15 protein-coding genes, 1 tRNA gene and 1 pseudogene are annotated in these 18200 nt (G+C 68.4%); 9 read left to right on the top strand and 8 right to left on the bottom strand.

Going from position 1 to position 18200, the window contains the following annotated elements:
* The first annotated feature begins 8 nt into the window (after positions 1-8).
* The 6 genes and pseudogenes from K2L43_RS11470 to K2L43_RS11445 all read left to right on the top strand — a co-directional run bounded on the left by K2L43_RS11470 (position 9) and on the right by K2L43_RS11445 (position 4697).
* The gene (locus K2L43_RS11470; protein WP_220637594.1) at positions 9-668 is read left to right on the top strand and encodes a DNA-3-methyladenine glycosylase; all 660 of its coding nucleotides are present in this window, start codon (positions 9-11) and stop codon (positions 666-668) included.
* A gap of 48 nt (positions 669-716) precedes the next feature.
* On the top strand, positions 717-1694 hold the full coding sequence (locus K2L43_RS11465; protein ID WP_011804898.1) for an acetyl-CoA carboxylase carboxyltransferase subunit alpha: 978 nt from the start codon (positions 717-719) through the stop codon (positions 1692-1694).
* Between the two features lie 150 nt (positions 1695-1844).
* Positions 1845-2156: pseudogene (locus K2L43_RS11460) on the top strand (chemotaxis protein); the annotation flags it as partial.
* 89 nt (positions 2157-2245) lie between these two features.
* Entirely contained in the window at positions 2246-3253 is a 1008-nt protein-coding gene (gene tilS, locus K2L43_RS11455) for a tRNA lysidine(34) synthetase TilS (RefSeq protein WP_220637593.1), read from the top strand.
* 37 nt (positions 3254-3290) lie between these two features.
* On the top strand, positions 3291-4559 hold the full coding sequence (locus K2L43_RS11450) for an aspartate kinase (protein WP_011804900.1): 1269 nt from the start codon (positions 3291-3293) through the stop codon (positions 4557-4559).
* 45 nt (positions 4560-4604) lie between these two features.
* A tRNA-Ser gene (locus K2L43_RS11445) sits at positions 4605-4697 on the top strand.
* 66 nt (positions 4698-4763) lie between these two features.
* On the opposite strand, the gene K2L43_RS11440 is transcribed toward K2L43_RS11445, so the two are convergent.
* Entirely contained in the window at positions 4764-5222 is a 459-nt protein-coding gene (locus K2L43_RS11440) for a CopD family protein (RefSeq protein WP_199856270.1), read from the bottom strand.
* A gap of 76 nt (positions 5223-5298) precedes the next feature.
* Positions 5299-7668: a 5-methyltetrahydropteroyltriglutamate--homocysteine S-methyltransferase gene (gene metE / locus K2L43_RS11435; protein ID WP_220637592.1), complete on the bottom strand. Its 2370-nt coding sequence runs from the start codon at positions 7666-7668 to the stop codon at positions 5299-5301.
* Positions 7669-7765: 97 nt separating this feature from the next.
* Here metE and K2L43_RS11430 point away from each other — a divergent pair, with 97 nt between their 5' ends.
* The gene (locus K2L43_RS11430) at positions 7766-8695 is read left to right on the top strand and encodes a LysR family transcriptional regulator (protein WP_220637591.1); all 930 of its coding nucleotides are present in this window, start codon (positions 7766-7768) and stop codon (positions 8693-8695) included.
* Between the two features lie 46 nt (positions 8696-8741).
* Here the strand turns inward: K2L43_RS11430 and K2L43_RS11425 are convergent, their stop codons facing one another.
* From K2L43_RS11425 to K2L43_RS11405, 5 genes are all read right to left on the bottom strand, one after another.
* Positions 8742-9602 carry an oxaloacetate decarboxylase gene (locus K2L43_RS11425; protein ID WP_220637590.1) on the bottom strand — a complete coding sequence of 287 codons (861 nt, stop codon included), beginning with the start codon at positions 9600-9602 and terminating at the stop codon, positions 8742-8744.
* A gap of 451 nt (positions 9603-10053) precedes the next feature.
* Positions 10054-11256, bottom strand: a complete 1203-nt coding sequence (gene prpF / locus K2L43_RS11420; RefSeq protein WP_220637589.1) for a 2-methylaconitate cis-trans isomerase PrpF — start codon at positions 11254-11256, stop codon at positions 10054-10056.
* A gap of 13 nt (positions 11257-11269) precedes the next feature.
* Positions 11270-13942 carry a Fe/S-dependent 2-methylisocitrate dehydratase AcnD gene (gene acnD / locus K2L43_RS11415; RefSeq protein ID WP_220637588.1) on the bottom strand — a complete coding sequence of 891 codons (2673 nt, stop codon included), beginning with the start codon at positions 13940-13942 and terminating at the stop codon, positions 11270-11272.
* Positions 13943-14048: 106 nt separating this feature from the next.
* Entirely contained in the window at positions 14049-15209 is a 1161-nt protein-coding gene (gene prpC, locus K2L43_RS11410) for a 2-methylcitrate synthase (RefSeq protein WP_135148643.1), read from the bottom strand.
* A complete protein-coding gene (locus K2L43_RS11405; protein WP_196995411.1) occupies positions 15206-15622 on the bottom strand; it encodes an acyl-CoA thioesterase in 417 nt (138 codons plus the stop codon). The genes prpC and K2L43_RS11405 overlap by 4 nt, the downstream gene beginning before the upstream one ends.
* A 101-nt stretch (positions 15623-15723) precedes the next feature.
* On the opposite strand from K2L43_RS11405, the gene K2L43_RS11400 reads away from it, so the two are divergent.
* Positions 15724-17196: a short-chain fatty acyl-CoA regulator family protein gene (locus K2L43_RS11400; RefSeq protein WP_172207137.1), complete on the top strand. Its 1473-nt coding sequence runs from the start codon at positions 15724-15726 to the stop codon at positions 17194-17196.
* Positions 17197-17332: 136 nt separating this feature from the next.
* The gene (locus K2L43_RS11395; protein ID WP_011804910.1) at positions 17333-17635 is read left to right on the top strand and encodes a hypothetical protein; all 303 of its coding nucleotides are present in this window, start codon (positions 17333-17335) and stop codon (positions 17633-17635) included.
* A gap of 135 nt (positions 17636-17770) precedes the next feature.
* Here the strand turns inward: K2L43_RS11395 and K2L43_RS11390 are convergent, their stop codons facing one another.
* Complete coding sequence (locus tag K2L43_RS11390; protein WP_047351412.1) at positions 17771-18196, bottom strand: RNA-binding S4 domain-containing protein; 426 nt, start codon at positions 18194-18196, stop codon at positions 17771-17773.
* Positions 18197-18200: the final 4 nt, after the last annotated feature.

Here is an 18200-nt window from a genome sequence, read left to right as displayed (position 1 = left end):
GGTAAGCGGTGGCAGCTACTAAAAAAATAGCGGATACACATCCGTCCCTCACGCCCCCCAGCTATTGGGAAGAGGCCTGCCGGCATCTGACCAAGAAGGACCGTGTGATGCGTCGCCTGATTCCCCAGGTGGGCAACGTGGCCCTGAGCCAGCGCGGCGACGCCTTCACCACGCTGGCGCGCTCCATCGTGGGCCAGCAGGTGTCGGTGGCGTCGGCGCAGCGCGTGTGGGACCAGTTCGCCGCGCTGTCGCGCAGCATGACGCCGCGCAGCGTGCTCAAGCTCAAGGTGGACGACATGCGTGCGGCCGGCCTGTCGGCCCGCAAGGTGGAGTACCTGGTGGACCTGGCGCTGCACTTCGACAGCGGCCGGCTGCACGTGAAGCAGTGGGACCAGATGGACGACCAGGCCATCGTTGCCGAGCTGGTGGCGATCCGCGGCATCAGCCGCTGGACGGCGGATATGTTCCTCATCTTCCATCTGGCGCGGCCGAACGTGCTGCCGCTGGACGATGCCACGCTGATCCAGGGCATCAGCCAGCATTATTTTTCGGGCGACCCGGTCAGCCGCAGCGATGCGCGCGAAGTGGCTGATGCGTGGAAACCCTGGTGCAGCGTGGCGAGTTGGTATATTTGGCGGTCGCTCGCCCCCCTGCCGGTGGACTACTGAACAACGCAGGGCGGCCGGTACCGGGCACCGCCCCGAGGAGAAAACAAGTTGGCGAAAAAGACCTTTCTGGACTTCGAGCAGCCCATTGGCGAGCTGGAATCCAAAATCGAAGAACTGCGCTATGTGCAGAACGAGAGCGCGGTGGACATCTCCGAGGAGATTGACCAGCTCAGCAAGAAGAGCCTGCAGCTCACCAAGGACATCTACAGTGACCTGACCCCCTGGCAGATCACGAAGATCGCGCGCCATCCAGAGCGCCCGTACACCATGGACTACGTGCGCGAGATCTTCACAGATTTCGTGGAAATGCACGGCGACCGGCACTTCGCGGACGACCAGTCCATCGTGGGGGGCCTCGCGCGCTTCAACGGTCACGCCTGCATGGTGCTGGGCCACCAGAAGGGCCGCGACACCAAGGAGCGCACCGCGCGTAACTTCGGCATGAGCCGGCCCGAGGGCTACCGCAAGGCCCTGCGCCTGATGAAGACGGCCGAGAAGTTCAAGCTGCCCGTGTTCACTTTCGTCGATACGCCCGGTGCATACCCCGGCATCGACGCCGAGGAGCGCGGCCAGTCCGAAGCCATCGGCCGCAACATCTACGAGATGGCCCAGCTGGAAGTGCCGATCATCACCACGGTGATCGGCGAAGGCGGATCCGGCGGCGCGCTGGCCATCAGCGTGGCCGACCAGGTCATCATGCTGCAGTACTCGATTTACTCGGTCATCAGCCCCGAGGGCTGCGCGTCCATCCTCTGGAAAACCAGCGACCGCGCGCAGGACGCCGCCGAGGCCATGGGCATCACGGCGCACCGCCTGAAGGCCCTGGGTCTGGTGGACAAGATCGTGAACGAGCCCGTGGGGGGCGCGCACCGCGACCACAAGCAGATGGCCGCCTTCCTCAAGCGTGCCCTGGGCGATGCCTACCGCCAGCTGTCGGACCTCAAGCCCAAGGAACTGCAGGACCGCCGCTACGAGCGCCTGCAGAGCTACGGCCGCTTCACGGACACCAAGGCGGACAGCCGCTAAGGCGAGGCGCACGCGCAGTCAGCGACGCGCCGATCCTTGAAAAAGGTGGGGGAATCCCCGCCTTTTTTTGTGACTTACTTGTATCAAAACGTATTATCTTTCCTCGTGCGGACGCGCATCGCTGCAGGAAGAAGGGTTACGTATGTCTCTGTGGAAGTCTCTCACGATGCGGGCACCACCATGGCGGACATCGTGCAGTCGGTGCAGCGCGTCACGGACATCATGGCCGAGATCACCGCTTCCACAAACGAGCAAAGCACCAGCATTGGCGAGGTAGGCCAGGCCGTGGCGCAGTTGGATCAGATGACCCAGCAGAACGCCGCACTGGTGGAAGAAAGCGCCGCAGCGGCGGCCAGCCTCAAAGACCAGTCCGTACGCCTGTCCGACGTGGTGGGTACCTTCCGGCTGCACGACGAGGCCGCAAGCGCCGGTCGGGCGGCGCCGCTGGCACTGCAGCGCTAGCGTGGCGGGGCGCTGGCGCGCGCCGATAATCGGGCCGCCATGCCTGCCCATACGCCACCGCGCCCGCACTGCCGCAGCAGGAGGGACGCTTGACCCAGTCGTTCGACGCCGCAGTCGCGGCCTTCCGGCCCCGTCCGCCCCTGGCCGTGGCCCTCAGCGGCGGCGCAGATTCGACGGCACTGCTGTTGGCCTGCGCAGCGCGCTGGCCGGGGCAGGTGGTGGCTTTCCACGTGCACCATGGACTGCAGGCGGCGGCCGACGGGTTTGAGCAGCATTGCGTGGCCTTGTGTGAGCGGCTGGGCATACCGCTGTGGGTGCGCCGCGTGGATGCGCGCCATGCTGCCGGACAAAGCCCCGAGGAGGCGGCACGCCAGGTGCGCTACAAGGCTTTTGAGGCGTTGGCGCTTGACTGTCAAGCGCAGATGGCTATAAAAACAATAGCGTTGGCGCAGCATGCGGACGACCAGGTCGAGACATTGCTGCTCGCCCTATCGCGGGGCGCGGGCGTAGCCGGGCTTGCCGCCATGCCGGCGCGGTGGCAGCGCGCGGGCCTGGACTGGTGCAGGCCGCTGCTGCGCGTGGCAGGCGCCGACGTGCGCGCCTGGCTGGTCGCGCGTGGCGAACGCTGGGTGGAAGACCCGACCAACGCCGACGAGCGCTTCACGCGCAACCGCATCCGCCGCCAGTTGCTGCCGGCGCTGCAGCAGGCGTTCCCGCAGTTTCGTGACACCTTTGCACGCAGTTGCGAACACGCGGCGCAGGCCAGCGAACTGCTGCAGGAACTGGCCGCCGCCGATGCAGCGGCCATCGGCCAGCCGCCCCGCATCGCGGCGCTGCGTGCATTGGGAAGGGCGCGCCAGGCGAACGTGCTGCGCCACTGGCTGCGTGTGCACCACGCCACCACGCCTACGGCCGCACAGCTGAACGAATTGCTGGACCAGTTGGCCGCATGTGCCACGCGCGGGCACCGCATTCACCTGAAGGTGGGCGGGGGCTATGTGGTCCGCGAGGCGGAGGTGCTCGGTTGGTACAATCAACAGGTTTTGGTCCCCATTTCCGCACGGGACGGCGGCGCGCCAGAACAGCTTTTGCAATAGCGCCGCGCATCTGCGTCCCTGCCATTCCAGAAATTCCATGGCACTGATCGTTCATAAATACGGCGGCACCTCGATGGGCTCCACCGAGCGCATCCGCAATGTCGCCAAGCGCGTGGCCAAGTGGGCGCGGGCCGGCCACCAGATGGTGGTGGTACCCAGCGCCATGAGTGGCGAGACCAACCGCCTGCTGGGCCTGGCCAAGGAGCTCACGCCCTCGCGCATTACCTCCGCCTACCACCGCGAGCTCGACATGCTGGCCGCCACGGGTGAGCAGGCCTCGTCGGCCCTGCTGGCCATCGCGCTGCAGGCCGAAGGCATGGAGTCGGTGAGCTACGCCGGCTGGCAGGTGCCCGTGCGCACCGACAGCAGCTACACCAAGGCGCGCATCGAGTCCATCGACGACAAGCGCGTGCGCGCCGACCTGGACGCGGGCAAGGTCGTCATCGTCACGGGCTTCCAGGGCATCGACGAGGGCGGCAACATCACCACGCTGGGCCGCGGCGGCTCCGACACCTCGGCCGTCGCCATTGCCGCCGCGATGAAGGCGCACGAATGCCTGATCTACACCGACGTGGATGGCGTGTACACCACCGACCCGCGCGTGGTGCCCGAAGCGCGGCGCCTGACGACGCTGAGCTTCGAGGAAATGCTGGAGATGGCCAGCCTGGGCAGCAAGGTGCTGCAGATCCGTTCGGTGGAATTTGCCGGCAAGTACAAGGTGCCGCTGCGCGTGCTCTCCAGCTTCACGTCCTGGGACATCGACATCAACGAGGAAGCCAAGTCCGGCACCCTGATCACCTTTGAGGAAGACGAACAAATGGAAAAAGCCGTCGTATCCGGCATCGCTTTCACCCGCGACGAAGCCAAGATCTCCGTGATCGGCGTGCCCGACACCCCCGGTATCGCCTACCAGATCCTGGGCGCGGTGGCCGACGCCAATATCGATGTGGATGTCATCATCCAGAACATGGGCAAGGAAGGCAAGACCGACTTCAGCTTCACGGTGAATCGGAATGACTACCAACGCACCATCGATCTGTTGAAAGACAAGGTGCTGCCCCAACTGGGCGCCGAGGAAATCGTGGGCGATGCCAAGATCGCGAAGGTCAGCATCGTCGGCATCGGCATGCGCAGCCATGTGGGCGTGGCCAGCAAGATGTTCCGCGCGCTGAGCGAAGAGGGCATCAACATCAAGATGATCTCCACGTCGGAAATCAAGACCTCCGTGGTGATCGACGAGAAGTACGTGGAATTGGCCGTGCGTACGCTGCATAAGGCGTTCGAGCTGGACCAGGCTGCCGCCTGAAGTTTCGCCGAAATGGCCTTGAAATGAGGCTACAATAGCGGGATTGGAAACGTGACCGAGTGGCCGAAGGTGCTCCCCTGCTAAGGGAGTATGGGGTGTAGAGCCTCATCGAGGGTTCGAATCCCTCCGTTTCCGCCAAATAAAAAACGCGCCTTCACGGCGCGTTTTTTTTATGCCGGCGGCGATGTAGTGCCGCCGCGCGTCTCACATCAGCAGCGTCAGCACCACAATCACTACGCCGATGAGCAGGTTCACGCCAACCCAGGCGCGGATGCTTGCCAGCGCCAGGCCGCCTGCCGGCCAGTCGGAGGCGGCGACGGCCTGCTCCAGGCGGCTGAGCAGCGCGAAGTAGATGTAGGCGAAGATGCCCATCATCACGATGCCGAGGGTCGCCATGATGGTCCAGTCCAGCGGCATCGAGAAGGCGCCGCCCGCGCCGATGCTCACCGCGCCGATCATGCCCAGCCCGCTCGTCAGCACGGCCACGATGGCGATGGCGACCGCGCCCAGGAAGCGCTGCAGGACGCCGTGCATCAGCGCCACGCGCTGCGGCGGCTCCAGCATCTGTACGGCGGGGCGCAGGAAGAAATGGGCGAAGACCATGCCGCCGATCCAGACGATGATCGACAGCACGTGGGTGAGCTTGAGGGCGTTATAGAGCATGGCGGCGCATTGTGCCGCCATGCCAGCCGATGCGGGTCATGCACTGACGCGGCGCAGGGTTGATGGTTGCCCGCCGTCAAGCGGAGGCCATGGCGGAGCGCAATGCCCGCGCGGCCTGCACCATGTGGCGCAGCGCGGCCTCGGTCTCGGGCCAGTTGCGGGTCTTGAGGCCGCAGTCAGGATTGACCCAGAGGTTGCGTGCGGGCACCACCTCGGCCGCCTTGCGCAGCAGGCGCGCCATCTCCTGCGGGCCGGGTATGCGTGGTGAATGAATGTCGTAGACACCGGGGCCGATCTCGTTGGGGTATTTGAAACTGCCGAAGCCACGCAGCAGTTCCATGTCGGAGCGGCTGGTCTCGATGGTGATGACGTCGGCGTCCATGGCGGCGATCTCGGGCAGGATGTCGTTGAACTCGCTGTAGCACATGTGGGTGTGGATCTGCGTCGTGTCCTGCACGCCGCAGGCGCTGATGCGGAAGGCCCGCGTGGCCCAGTCCAGGTACGGTTTCCAGCCTGTGCGGCGCAACGGCAGGCCTTCGCGGATGGCGGGCTCGTCAATCTGCACGATGGCGATCCCGGCCGCCTCCAGATCCACCACCTCGTCCCGAATGGCCCAGGCAATCTGCTCGCAGGTGCGGCTGCGCGGCTGGTCGTCGCGCACGAAGGACCACTGCAGGATGGTCACCGGCCCCGTGAGCATGCCTTTCAGGGGTTTGTCCGTGAGGCTTTGGGCGTAGACGGTCCAGTCGACCGTCATGGCATGCGGGCGGGCCACGTCGCCGTAAAGCACAGGGGGCTTGACGCAGCGCGAGCCGTAGCTCTGCACCCAGCCATTGGCCGTGAAGGCGAAGCCGTCCAGCTGCTCGCCGAAGTACTCCACCATGTCGTTACGCTCGGCCTCGCCGTGCACCAGCACGTCCAGGCCCAGTTGCTCCTGCTTGCGCACGGCGTGTTCGATCTCGGCGCGCATCTGTGCCTGGTATGCGGCCTCACCCAGTACGCCACGGCGGTGGGCCGCACGTGCTGCGCGGATGGCCGGGGTCTGCGGGAAGGATCCGATGGTGGTGGTGGGCAGCGGCGGCAGACGCAGGCGCGCGCGCTGCGCCTGCTGGCGTATGGGGAAGGGCGAGCGGCGCCGGTCGCAGCCCTCGGGTGCCGCCTCCAGGCGGGCGGCCACGGCGGGGCGGTGCACGCGCGGGCTGGCGCGGCGGCTGGCGATGGCGGCGCGCGCGGCGGCCAGGCGCGGGTCGGTGACGGCCACGCGGCCGTCCAGCAGGCCGGCGATCAGGGCCACCTCGTCCAGCTTCTCGGTGGCGAAGGCGAGCCAGCCGCGCAGCTCGGGGTCCAGCGCATCCTCGCCCGCCAGGCTGACGGGCACATGCAGCAGCGAACACGAGGGCGCCACCCACAGCGGTCCGGTGTGTTTGGCGGCCACGGGGCGCAGCAGGGCCAGGGCCGCGTCGGGGTCGGTACGCCAGATGTTGCGACCGTCCACCACGCCCACCGACAGCACCTTGTAGGCCGGCAACCAGTCGGCCACGCCCGTCAGCTCCTGCGGGGCGCGCACGGCGTCCACGTGCAGGCCGGCCACGGGCAGCTGGCAGGCCAGGCGCAGATGGTTCTCCAGGGGCGAGAAGTAGGTGGCCAGCAGCACCTGTGGGCCGGCCTTGCCGAGCTGCCAGTACGCGGGCTCGAAGGCCTGCGTCCAGCTGGCAGGCAGGTCCAGGCCCAGGATGGGCTCGTCGATCTGCACCCACTCCACGCCCTCGGCCTTCAGGCGCGCGAGTATCTGCGCGTACACGGGCAGCAGGCGGTCCAGCAGGTCCAACCGGTCGAATGGGGCTTCGCCTTTCTCCTTGGACAGCCAGAGGAAAGTGAGCGGCCCCACAAGCTGCGCCTTTACGCGGTGGCCCAGCGCCTGGGCTTCGGCCACTTCGGCGAACAGGCGCTCGCTGCCCAGGCGGAACGCAGTGTCGGCGTGCAGTTCGGGCACGAGGTAGTGGTAGTTGGTGTCGAACCACTTCGTCATCTCCAGCGCGGGCTGGCCTTCGCCGGGATGCGGCGCGTGCGCACAGCCTGCGCCGCAGGTGCTACCGGGGGCGTGGTCGCCATGGCCCGACAGCGTCTGCACGCCCCGCGCCATGGCGAAGTAGCGTGCCAGCTCCGGTGTGCCGGGGGTGAAGCCAAACCGCGGGCTTTCGCAACCCAGCAGTTGGATGTGGTGGGCCATGTGGTCGTAGTAGGCGAAGTCGCCCACGGTCGCGAAGGCCAGGCCTGCGTCGCGCTGGGCCTGCCAGTGGCGTGCGCGCAGTTGGGCGCCCACGGCTTCGAGCGCGGCGGCGTCGATCTCGCCGCGCCAATGGCGCTCCAGCGCCAGTTTCAGTTCGCGCTGCGCGCCCATGCGGGGAAAGCCCAGCGTATGGGTGAGGATGGGGGAAGCGGCCATGGTGCGGAAGTCCTTGTGCAAGAGAAAACCGCGATGGTCGGCCAAGTGTGTTTATGATTCAAACGAAAGTTTTGTCTTTTCAACTTGAATAGTTTTAATGATGCAATCCATCCTGGAGATCCGCCATCTGCGCACGCTGCAGGCCCTGCGTGATAGCGGCAGCCTGGTGCGGGCGGCGCAGCTGCTCAACCTCACGCAATCGGCGCTGTCGCACCAAATCAAGCTGCTGGAGGACCGCTACGGCACGCCGCTGTTTGAGCGCAAGTCCGTGCCGCCGCAGTTCAGCGCCACCGGCGCGCGGCTGCTGCAACTGGCCGACGCCGTGCTGCCGCAGGTGGAAACGGCTGAGCGTGACGTGGCACGCCTGTCCCAAGGGGAGGGTGGGCAGATGCGCATCGCCGTGGAATGCCATACCTGTTTTGACTGGCTGATGCCCGCCATGGACGCCTTCCGCGCACGCTGGCCCGAGGTGGAACTGGACATCGTGAGCGGCTTCCACGCCGACCCCGTGGGCCTGCTGCACCAGAGCCGGGCGGACCTGGCCATCGTCTCCGAGCTGGACGCCGGGGAGGCGGGCGCCGTGGACTACCACCCCCTGTTTGGCTTCGAGATCCGCGCGTTGCTGGCCCACGGCCACCCATTGCTGGACAAGCCCTTTCTGAAGGCGCAGGACTTCGCGGACCAGACCCTCATCACCTATCCGGTACCCGACGAGATGCTGGACCTCGTGCGCCAGGTGCTGGAGCCCGCCGGCGTGCGCCCGCCCCGGCGCACCACCGAGCTGACGGTGGCCATGCTGCAGCTCGTGGCCAGCGGCCGGGGCGTGGCCGCACTGCCACTGTGGGCGGTGCAAGGCTACCTGGACCGGGGCTACGTGGCCGCGCGCCCCATCGGCGCGCGGGGCCTGCGCGGCGAACTGCACGCGGCCTGCCTGCCGCAGCTCTCGCCCAGGCCCTTCCTGCAGGACTTCGTGCGGGTGACGCGCGAGACGAGTTTCGTCACGCTCAAGGGGGTGGAGTTGCTGTAGTTTTGATAGCTGCTAGCGCTTGTCAGGTAAACGCTAGCGCCTGATTTCATGCGTATTTCTTTTCGAGCGCATCCCAGAACGGTTTGCCCACCAGCCGCTGGCGCTCGGCGAACGGGGCGACCAGCGTGGGGTCTTCGCGCACCTCGCGCGCGTCGCGCAACTGGGCCAGCACTTTTTGCATGCCGGCCACGGCGCCTTGCAGCGCGGCGTTGGCGTACAGCACGAAGCCGTAGCCGAGCCGGCCCAGTTCGTCGGCGCCCATGATGGGCGTCTTGCCGCCGATGACCATGTTCATGAGCTGGGGCACTTGCAGGCGCTGGGGCAGGGCGCGCACCTCGTCGGCGGTGGCGACGGCCTCGACGAACAGGATGTCGGCGCCCGCCTCGGCGTACGCGTGCGCGCGCTCCACGGCGGCGTCGAAGCCGTGCACGGCGGCGGCGTCGGTGCGCGCCATGACCAGCAGGCCGTCGCGCCGCGCATCCACAGCGGCGCGGATCTTGCTCACCATCTCGCTGGTTTCGATCACGGCCTTGCCGCTGAAGTGGCCGCAGCGCTTGGGGCTCACCTGGTCTTCGAGCTGGATGCAGTCGGCGCCGGCGCGCTCCAGCGTGCGCACGGCGTGGTAGGTGTTGAGGGCGTTGCCGAAGCCCGTGTCCGCGTCCACGATCAGCGGCAGCTCCACCGCGTCGCGGATGCGGGCCGTGTGGTCGGCGATGTCGGTCAGTCCCATGAAGCCCTGGTCGGGCAGGCCGAACCCCATGTTGGTGACGCCCGCGCCGGTGATGTAGAGGGCCTCGTAGCCCAGATCTTCGATGACCTTGGCCGACAGTGCGTTGAACGCGCCCGGCACGATGACGCCGCGCCGGGCTTCGGCCAGGGCCTTGAGTTGATGCTTGGTGGACTGCATGGCTGTTTCCTTCAGGGAGGGTGCTCTGCGCGCGCATGGAACGCATTGCTGAAATCGGGTGCGCCCCCGGCCGGGGCTAGGGCCTGTTCACACTATTTTTGCCAGATGCGTTGCGATCAAAAAGGGCCAGGCGCAAGGCGCCAAACGAAGCTGGGGTGCTACCCCAGCGAGGCTTGGCAACGCCGCGAATGGCCCTTTTTGATCGCAACCCGGAGGGAACGGAGTGAAAACCACGCCATTCGTCGTTGCCCTCCTAGCCAAGGCCCCGGCCTTGGCGTCGTCACGCGCCTAGATTGGCGCGGTTTTCACGCCATTCGCACTGGCAAAAATAGTGTGAACAGGCCCTAGCGGCCGCGGCGCGGGGGCCTGTGCCGGCCGCGCCGCGCTGCCGCGCTGGCGGCGTCCCCCATGCCGCGCGAAGCGTGGGAGAAGGGGGACATGACGAAGTTGCTCACGGGGTTGGCGGCACTCTCACCCAGCCTTCCATCAGGGTGCGGGCGCTGCGGCTCATGAGGGCCTTGGTGACGCGCCACTGGCCGTTCACCAGCGCGGCCTCGGCCCCCACGCGCAGCGTGCCCGAGGGGTGGCCGAACCGCACCGATCCCGGCACGGCGGTGCGCGGGCCCCCGCCGGCCGCCTGGTGGACCAGCGTGCCGGGGACGGCGGCAGCGGCGCCGATGGCCACGGCCGCCGTGCCCATCATGGCGTGGTGCAGCTTGCCCATGGACAGTGCGCGCACCAGCAGGTCGATGTCGGCCGCGCGCACTGCCGTGCCGCTGGAGGCGACGTAGTCCGCCGGCGGCGCGACGAAGGCGAGTTTGGGCGTGTGCTGGCGCGTGGCGGCCTCTGCCACGTCGTGGATCAGGCCCATCTTGACTGCGCCCCAGGCGCGGATGGCCTCGAAGCGGGCCAGGGCCGCGGCATCGCCATTGATCGCGTCCTGCAGCTCGGTGCCGGTGCAGCCGACGTCCCTGGCGTTCAGGAAGATGGTCGGGATGCCCGCGTTGATGAGCGTGGCCTGCAAGCGGCCCACGCCTGGCACGTCCAGCGTATCGACCAGCTGGCCGGTGGGGAACAGGGCACTGCCGCCGCCTTCGCCTCCTTCACCGCCATCGGCCGGGTCGAGGAATTCGAGCAACACCTCGGCGGCGGGGAAGGCCACGCCGTCCAGCGCAAAGTCGCCCGTCTCCTGCACCTGGCCACCCGCGATGGGTACGTGGGCGACGATGGTCTTGCCGATGTTGGCCTGCCAGATGCGCACGATGCACACGCCGTCGTGCGGAATGCGCCCGGGCGCGACCAGGCCGCTGGCGATGGCGAACGGCCCCACGGCGGCCGACAGGTTGCCGCAGTTGCCGCTCCAGTCCACGAAGGGGCTGTCGATGGCGACCTGGCCGAACAGATAGTCCACGTCATGCCCGGGCCGGGTGGAGGGTGAGACGATCACCGCCTTGGACGTGGACGAGGTGGCGCCGCCCATGCCGTCGATCTGTTTGCCGTAAGGGTCGGGGCTGCCGGTCACGCGCAGTAGCAGCGCGTCGCGCGCTGCGCCGGGCTGCTGCGCCGCCGCGGGCAAATCTTGCAGGCGAAAGAACACGCCCTTGCTGGTGCCGCCGCGCAGGTAGGTGGCGGGGATCCTGATCTGTGGTGCCATGTTTGCTCTTGTTTCAATAGCTGCTTGCGCTTGTCAGACGGGCGCTGGAGGCTGATTGGGCCAGAAAGTCCTGGGCGAAGCGCTGCAGCACGCCCCCCGCTTCGTAGACCGAGACTTCCTCGGCCGTGTCCAGCCGGCAGGTGACGGGCACCTGCTGCGTCTCGCCCTGCGCGCGGCGGATGGCAAGGATGACGGTGGCGCGCGGCGTGAGGGCGCCGGCCACGTCGTAGGTTTCGGTGCCGTCCAACTGCAGCGTGTGGCGGTTGGTGCCGGGGAGGAACTCCAGCGGCAGCACCCCCATGCCGATGAGGTTGGTGCGGTGGATGCGCTCGAAGCCCTCGGCCACCACCGCCTCCACCCCCGCCAGCCGCACGCCCTTGGCGGCCCAGTCGCGGCTCGATCCCTGGCCGTAGTCGGCCCCGGCAATGATGACCAGCGGCTGGCGGCGGTGCAGGTAGGTCTCGATGGCCTCCCACATGCGCGTCACGCGGCCCTCGGGCTCGATGCGGGCGAGCGAGCCCTTTTGCACCTGGCCGTTCACCACCGCCATCTCGTTGACGAGTTGCGGGTTGGCGAACGTGGCGCGCATCGCCGTGAGGTGGTCGCCCCGGTGCGTGGCGTAGGAGTTGAAGTCCTCCTCGGGCACGCCCATGCGGGCCAGGTATTCGCCCGCCGCGCTGGCGGGCAGGATGGCGTTGGACGGCGAGAGGTGATCGGTGGTGATGTTGTCGCCCAGCAGCGCCAGCGGGCGCATGCCCTGGAGGGTGCGCGGGTAGGCGGCCAGCGCGCCCACGCCTTCGGCGTCCCAGTAGGGCGGGCGGCGGATGTAGGTGGACTGCGGGCGCCAGTCGTACTGCGGCGCGGCGCGCTCGCCATCGCCCTTGCGCAGGGCGAACATGGGTTGGTACACGGCGCGGAACTGTGCGGGCTTCACGGCGCTGGCGACGATGGCGTCGATCTCCTCGTCGCTGGGCCACAGGTCGTTCAGGCGGATTTCGCGGCCCTCCACCACGGCCAGCACGTCGCGCTCGATGTCAAAGCGCACCGTGCCCGCGATCGCGTAGGCCACCACCAACGGCGGCGACGCCAGGAAGGCTTGGCTCGCATAGGGGTGGATGCGCCCGTCGAAGTTGCGGTTGCCCGAGAGCACGGCGGTGGCGTAGAGCTTGCGGTCAAGGATCTCCTGCTGGATGCGCGGGTCCAGCGCGCCGCTCATGCCGTTGCAGGTGGTGCAGGCAAAGCCCACGATGCCAAAGCCCAGCGCCTGCAGATCAGAGAGCAGGCCGGCCTCCTGCAGGTACAGCTCCACCGCCTTGGAGCCGGGCGCGAGCGAGGTCTTGACCCAGGGCTTGCGCCGCAGGCCCAGGCGGCGGGCGTTGCGCGCCAGCAGGCCGGCGGCGATCACGTTGCGCGGGTTGCTGGTGTTGGTGCAACTGGTGATGGCGGCGATGACGACGGCACCGTCGGGCAGCAGGCCCCTGGCTTCCTCGGCGCGGGCCCTCTCCAGCATGCTGGCATCGGCAATGCCGCGCTCCACCAGCGCGTTGGTCGGCAGGCGCCGGTGCGGGTTGCTGGGGCCGGCCATGTTGCGCACCACGCTGGACAGGTCGAAGTGCAGCGTGCGCTCGTACCGCACCTCGCGCAGGGTATCGGCCCACAGACCGGCGGCGCGGGCGTAGGTCTCCACCAGCCGCACCTGGTCTTGCGCGCGGTCGGTCAGGCGCAGGTAATCGGTGGTCTGCGCGTCGATGTAGAACAGCGCGGCGGTGGCGCCGTATTCGGGGCACATGTTGCTGATGGTGGCGCGGTCGCCGATCGAGAGGCTGTCCGCGCCCTCGCCGAAGAATTCCACATAGGCGCCCACGACCTTCTCCTTGCGCAGGAACTCGGTCAGCGCCAGCGCGATGTCGGTCGCGGTAATCCCCGGCTGGCGTTTGCCGGTGAGCCTGACGCCCACGATGTCGGGCAGGCGCATCCAGCTGGCGCGGCCCAGCATCACGGCCTCGGCCTCCAGCCCGCCCACGCCCACGGCGATCACGCCCAGCGCATCGACGTGCGGCGTGTGGCTGTCGGTGCCCACGCAGGTGTCGGGAAAGGCGACCTTGCCCTGTCCATCGTCCTGCACGTGCACGACGGGCGACATTTTTTCCAGATTGATCTGGTGCATGATCCCGTTGCCCGCCGGGATGACCTGCACGTTGGCGAAGGCCTTCTTCGTCCACTCGATGAAGTGAAAGCGGTCCTCGTTGCGGCGGTCCTCGATGGCGCGGTTCTTGGTGAACGCCTCGGGGTCATGGCCGCCGCACTCCACGGCCAGCGAGTGGTCCACGATGAGCTGTACCGGCACCACAGGGTTCACGGCCGCCGGGTCGCCCCCTTGCTGGGCGATCGCATCGCGCAGGCCCGCCAGATCGACCAGCGCGGTCTGGCCCAGGATGTCGTGGCACACCACGCGCACGGGGTACCAGGGAAAGTCCAGGTCGCGCCGGCGTTCGATCAACTGGCGCAGGTAGTCCGGCAACTGCGCCGGGTCGGCGCGGCGCACCAGGTTCTCGGCGTGCACGCGGGCGGTGTAGGGCAGCGTGGCCCAGGCGCCGGGGGTAAGCCGCTCGACGGCCTCGCGCGCGTCGTAGAACTGCAGCGCCGTGCCGGGCAGGGGTTTGCGGTGGGCGGTGTTCGTGGTCATCGTGGTGCTCTTGTTGTGATAGCTGCTGGCGCTTGCCTGTCAACAGATTTCATGCAAAAAGTGCTGGAAATCCAGTAACGGCAAACGCTGCCAGCTATGGTTTTTGTCAAACGCGTTCCTCGATGGGCACGAACTTCTGGTCGTCGGGGCCGGTGTAGTGGGCGCTGGGGCGGATGATCTTGTTGTCCGCGCGCTGCTCGATCACGTGCGCCGCCCAGCCGCTGGTGCGGGCGATGACGAACAGCGGCGTGAACATGGCGGTGGGCACCTGCATCATGTGGTAGCTCACGGCGCTGAACCAGTCCAGGTTGGGGAACATCTGCTTTTCCTGCCACATCACGCGCTCCAGCCGCTCGGCGATGTCGTACATCTTGGTCGAGCCGGCGGCATCCGACAGGCGCTTGGCCACGGCCTTGATGACCCCGTTGCGCGGGTCGCTCACGGTGTAGACCGGGTGGCCGAAGCCGATCACCACCTCCTTGGCTTGCACGCGGCGTCGGATGTCGGCCTCGGCCGCGTCGGGCGTGTCGTAGCGCTTCTGGATCTCGAAGGCCACTTCGTTCGCGCCGCCGTGCTTGGGCCCGCGCAACGCACCGATGGCGCCGGCGATGCAGGAATACAGGTCGCTGCCCGTGCCGGCGATCACGCGCGCGGCGAAGGTGCTGGCGTTGAACTCGTGCTCGGCATACAGGTTCAGCGACGTGTGCATGGCGCGCACCCAGCCGTCCGAGGGCTTGTCGCCGTGCAGCAGGTGCAGGAAATGCCCGCCGATGGAGTCGTCCTGTGTCTCCACCGCGATGCGCCGGCCCGAGTTGCTGAAGTGGTACCAGTACAGCAGCATGCTGCCCAGCGATGCCAGCAGCCGGTCCGCGATGTCGCGGCTGCCGGCCAGGTTGTGGTCGTCTTTCTCGGGCAGGGCGCAGCCCAGGGCGGATACGCCGGTGCGCATCACGTCCATGGGGTGGCTGGCCGCGGGCAGTTGCTCCAGAGCGGCCTTCACGCTGCCGGGCAGGCCGCGCAGCGCACGCAGCCGGGCCTTGTAGGCGCGCAGTTCGGCGCGCGTGGGCAGCTTGCCGTGCACCAGCAGGTGGGCGATCTCCTCGAACTCGCAGACCTCGGCGATGTCCAGGATGTCGTAGCCGCGGTAGTGCAGATCGTTGCCGCTCCTGCCCACGGTGCACAGCGCAGTGTTGCCGGCGGCCACGCCCGAGAGGGCGACGGATTTCTTGGCCCGCGGGAGGGCGGTTGCGGTGTCGGTGGTGCTCATGGAGTCTCCTGTCGGAAGGGGTGTGGCGGGGTGTTCAGGTAGGTATGCGCGATGGCCGTGGGCCGCCCGTGGGCGTTCACGGCCACCATCTCGAAGACGCCCTGCAGGGCCAGCTCGTCGGGGCAGCCCGGGGCCTGGGCCAGGCCGTGCACGCACACGGTGAGCGAGCTGCGCCCCACGCGGCTGACCCAGGCGCGCAGCGCCAGCGCCCGCCCCACGGGCACGGGGGCGCAGAACTGCACGCCGGTGACGGCGGCCATCACCACGTCGCAGCCGGCGGCATCGCGCGCGGCCAGGAACGCGGCGCGCGCCATGCGCTCCAGCCCCTGGCCGGCGAACAGCGTGCCGTGGTGGTTGGCATGGGCGGGGAAGACCATGTCGCGGGTTTCGAGGGTGCCTGTGGGGCTTGTCATGCTTCGCAATCTACGCACAATGGATGCCCCCCGTAAGCCCTGAATTGGCGAACGATTGCGAAGGCTTGCGGGGTGTTTTGCAAAGTTTGCGAAAGATTGGAATGAAAAAAACCTTCATGGGTGTGCGCTTGCGCCGCCTGCGCGAGGAGAGGGGCCTGACCCAGGTGGCGCTGGCGCGGGCGCTGGAGATTTCCGCCAGCTACCTGAACCAGATCGAGCAGAACCAGCGCCCGCTGACGGTGCCGGTGCTGCTCAAGATCAACGCCGTGTTCGGCGTGGACGTGCAGCACTTTTCAGAGGGCGACGAGGCGCGCCTGATCGCCGGCCTGCGCGACGTGCTGGCCGACCTGCCGCCCGGCGCGCCGGCCGATGCCGTCTCGCTGGCCGAGGTGCGCGAGCTGGCCGCCAACATGCCCGCCGTGGCGCGCGTGCTGCTGGCGCTGCACCGCGGCCGCGCCGAGGCGCGCGAGCGCCTGGAGGCGCTGGCCGCGCACTACGGCGACGAGCGCGGCGGCGCGGCCAGCACGGCGCAGACCCCGCCCATGGCGTATGAGGAGGTGCGCGACTTCTTCTTCGCGCGCCACAACCACATCGCCGAGCTGGATGACGCTGCCGAGCACCTGGCCGCCCAGTGGCGGCTGGTGCCTGGCGCGGCCGGCGCCGCGCTGCAGGCGCGGCTGGAGCAGGCCCACGGTGTGCGTGTCGCGCTGCTGCAGGGCGGCGACGGCGATGAGGCAGGCGAGGGCGCCGCCGTGCAGCGGCGCTTCGATGCCGCCGCACGCGTGCTGTACCTGTCGCCCACGCTGCAGGGCGCGCAGCGCGCTTTCCAGATGGCGACGCAACTGGCCTTCCTGGAAGTGCCGCACCTGCTGCAGCACAGCGTGCAGGGAGCGGCGCTGTCGGGCGAGGCGGCGCGCACGCTGGCGCGCATCGGCCTGGCCAACTACTTCGCGGGCGCGCTGCTGCTGCCCTACGGCGCCTTCTTGCGGACGGCCGAGGCGCTGCACTACGACATCGAGCGCCTGGGCCAGCACTGGGGCGTGGGCTTCGAGACGGTGTGCCACCGCCTGTCCACCCTGCAGCGCCCCGGCGCGCGCGGCGTGCCGTTCTTCTTCATCCGCGTGGACCGGGCGGGCAACATCAGCAAGCGCCAGTCGGCCACGCACTTTCACTTCAGCAAGATCGGCGGCACCTGCCCGCTGTGGAACGTGTACGAGGCCTTTGCCCAGCCCGGGCGCATCGTGCGGCAGCTGGCGCGCATGCCCGACGGGCGCGTGTACCTGTGGATCGCGCGCACCGTCACGCGCAGCACCGGCGGTTGGGGCGCGCCGGGCAAGACCTTCTCGGTGGCGCTGGGCTGCGACGTGCAGCACGCGGGCCAACTGGTCTATGCGCGCGGGCTGGACCTGGCCGACCCCGAGGCGCCGGTGCCCATCGGCATGGGCTGCAAGGTGTGCGAGCGCACCGCGTGCCCGCAGCGCGCGTTTCCGCCGGTGGGCCGGCCGCTGGAGGTGAACGAGGATATGGCGGGCTTTACGCCGTACCGGGTCAGCGGGGCGGCCAAGGGCGCCTGACAGCGCGGAAGCAGGCGCCGGCGCAACGCCGTCAGGCCGGCTGTGTCCTACACCGTGATGCGCCCCTGGCGAACCGCCCCGCCGCAGCGGGCGTGTCTACCATGCGTGCATCTTTTTTCGGCAAACGAGGTGGGATGTGAGCCATTGGTACACGCTGCAACTGGGCAACGAGCAACAGGCCTTCGAGCCCCTGCGGCAGATTCAGCAGGTTTTCATGGCGAGGTTCCTCATGGCGCAGCCCGGCACGGGGCGGGCGCTGTTCTCGCACTTCGATGCGGCCGAGGACCGCGTGGTGCTGTTCTTCTCGCCCGCGGCCGCGGACATTGCCGTGCGCTTTCGCGCATCGCCGTGCGACCGGCCCGCGCAGGACCTGGTACTGCTGGCGGGAGAGGGTGACGCATGGCATGACGCGGCGCAGGATGAACGCCTGGCGGCCTGATCTTTGGGCATAGCGCTTCGGGCATAGCGCTTCGGGCTTAGCGCGCACGGCCCGTGTGGGCGCGCTGTGCTTTCGCGTCGTGGGGCGGCGGCTGGCTGCCACAGGCTGCGGCGCTGTGCCCAAGCCCTGCCCATCTCAGTCGTCGATGGAGGCGCTCCAGCGGTCGTCCCAGTCATGGCGCAGGTGGTCCATGGAGCGGCGGTCGCGCTTGGTGGGGCGGCCCTCGCGCAGCGCGGCGGCCGGCTCGGGCGCCAGGCGGCGCGCCTCGGCGGCCTGCGCGCGCGCGGCGAGGCTCTCGGGCGTTTCCTCATAGAGCTGCTGCGCCACGGGCGCCGGGCCGCGGAAGTTGCTCAAGGCACGCACTACGACCGTGCGGGCGACCGCGCCCTGGCGCAGCGCGACGGTGTCGCCCGCGCGCAGTTCACGCGCGGCCTTGGCCGCCTGGCCGTTGACGGTTACGCGGCCTTTGCCGATCTCTTCCACGGCGAGGCTGCGGGTCTTGTAAAAGCGCGCGCACCACAGCCATTTGTCCAGGCGCATTGCATCGGGTGGTGTCGTCATCGGC

This window comes from Diaphorobacter sp. MNS-0 (assembly GCF_019602835.1).
In the GTDB taxonomy this organism is placed as follows: domain Bacteria; phylum Pseudomonadota; class Gammaproteobacteria; order Burkholderiales; family Burkholderiaceae_C; genus Diaphorobacter; species Diaphorobacter nitroreducens.
This window is presented reverse-complemented; position numbering and strand designations above follow the sequence as displayed.

Excerpts from the sequence above, each read along its gene's own strand:
- metE (WP_220637592.1), bottom strand. The coding sequence starts at position 7,668 with ATGGCCGCTTCCCCCATCCTCACCCATACGCTGGGCTTTCCCCGCATG.
- K2L43_RS11390 (WP_047351412.1), bottom strand. The coding sequence starts at position 18,196 with ATGACGACACCACCCGATGCAATGCGCCTGGACAAATGGCTGTGGTGC.
- K2L43_RS11405 (WP_196995411.1), bottom strand. The coding sequence starts at position 15,622 with ATGACAAGCCCCACAGGCACCCTCGAAACCCGCGACATGGTCTTCCCC.
- K2L43_RS11400 (WP_172207137.1), top strand. The coding sequence starts at position 15,724 with ATGAAAAAAACCTTCATGGGTGTGCGCTTGCGCCGCCTGCGCGAGGAG.
- prpC (WP_135148643.1), bottom strand. The coding sequence starts at position 15,209 with ATGAGCACCACCGACACCGCAACCGCCCTCCCGCGGGCCAAGAAATCC.
- K2L43_RS11430 (WP_220637591.1), top strand. The coding sequence starts at position 7,766 with ATGATGCAATCCATCCTGGAGATCCGCCATCTGCGCACGCTGCAGGCC.
- acnD (WP_220637588.1), bottom strand. The coding sequence starts at position 13,942 with ATGACCACGAACACCGCCCACCGCAAACCCCTGCCCGGCACGGCGCTG.
- K2L43_RS11425 (WP_220637590.1), bottom strand. The coding sequence starts at position 9,602 with ATGCAGTCCACCAAGCATCAACTCAAGGCCCTGGCCGAAGCCCGGCGC.
- K2L43_RS11440 (WP_199856270.1), bottom strand. The coding sequence starts at position 5,222 with ATGCTCTATAACGCCCTCAAGCTCACCCACGTGCTGTCGATCATCGTC.
- K2L43_RS11450 (WP_011804900.1), top strand. The coding sequence starts at position 3,291 with ATGGCACTGATCGTTCATAAATACGGCGGCACCTCGATGGGCTCCACC.
- prpF (WP_220637589.1), bottom strand. The coding sequence starts at position 11,256 with ATGGCACCACAGATCAGGATCCCCGCCACCTACCTGCGCGGCGGCACC.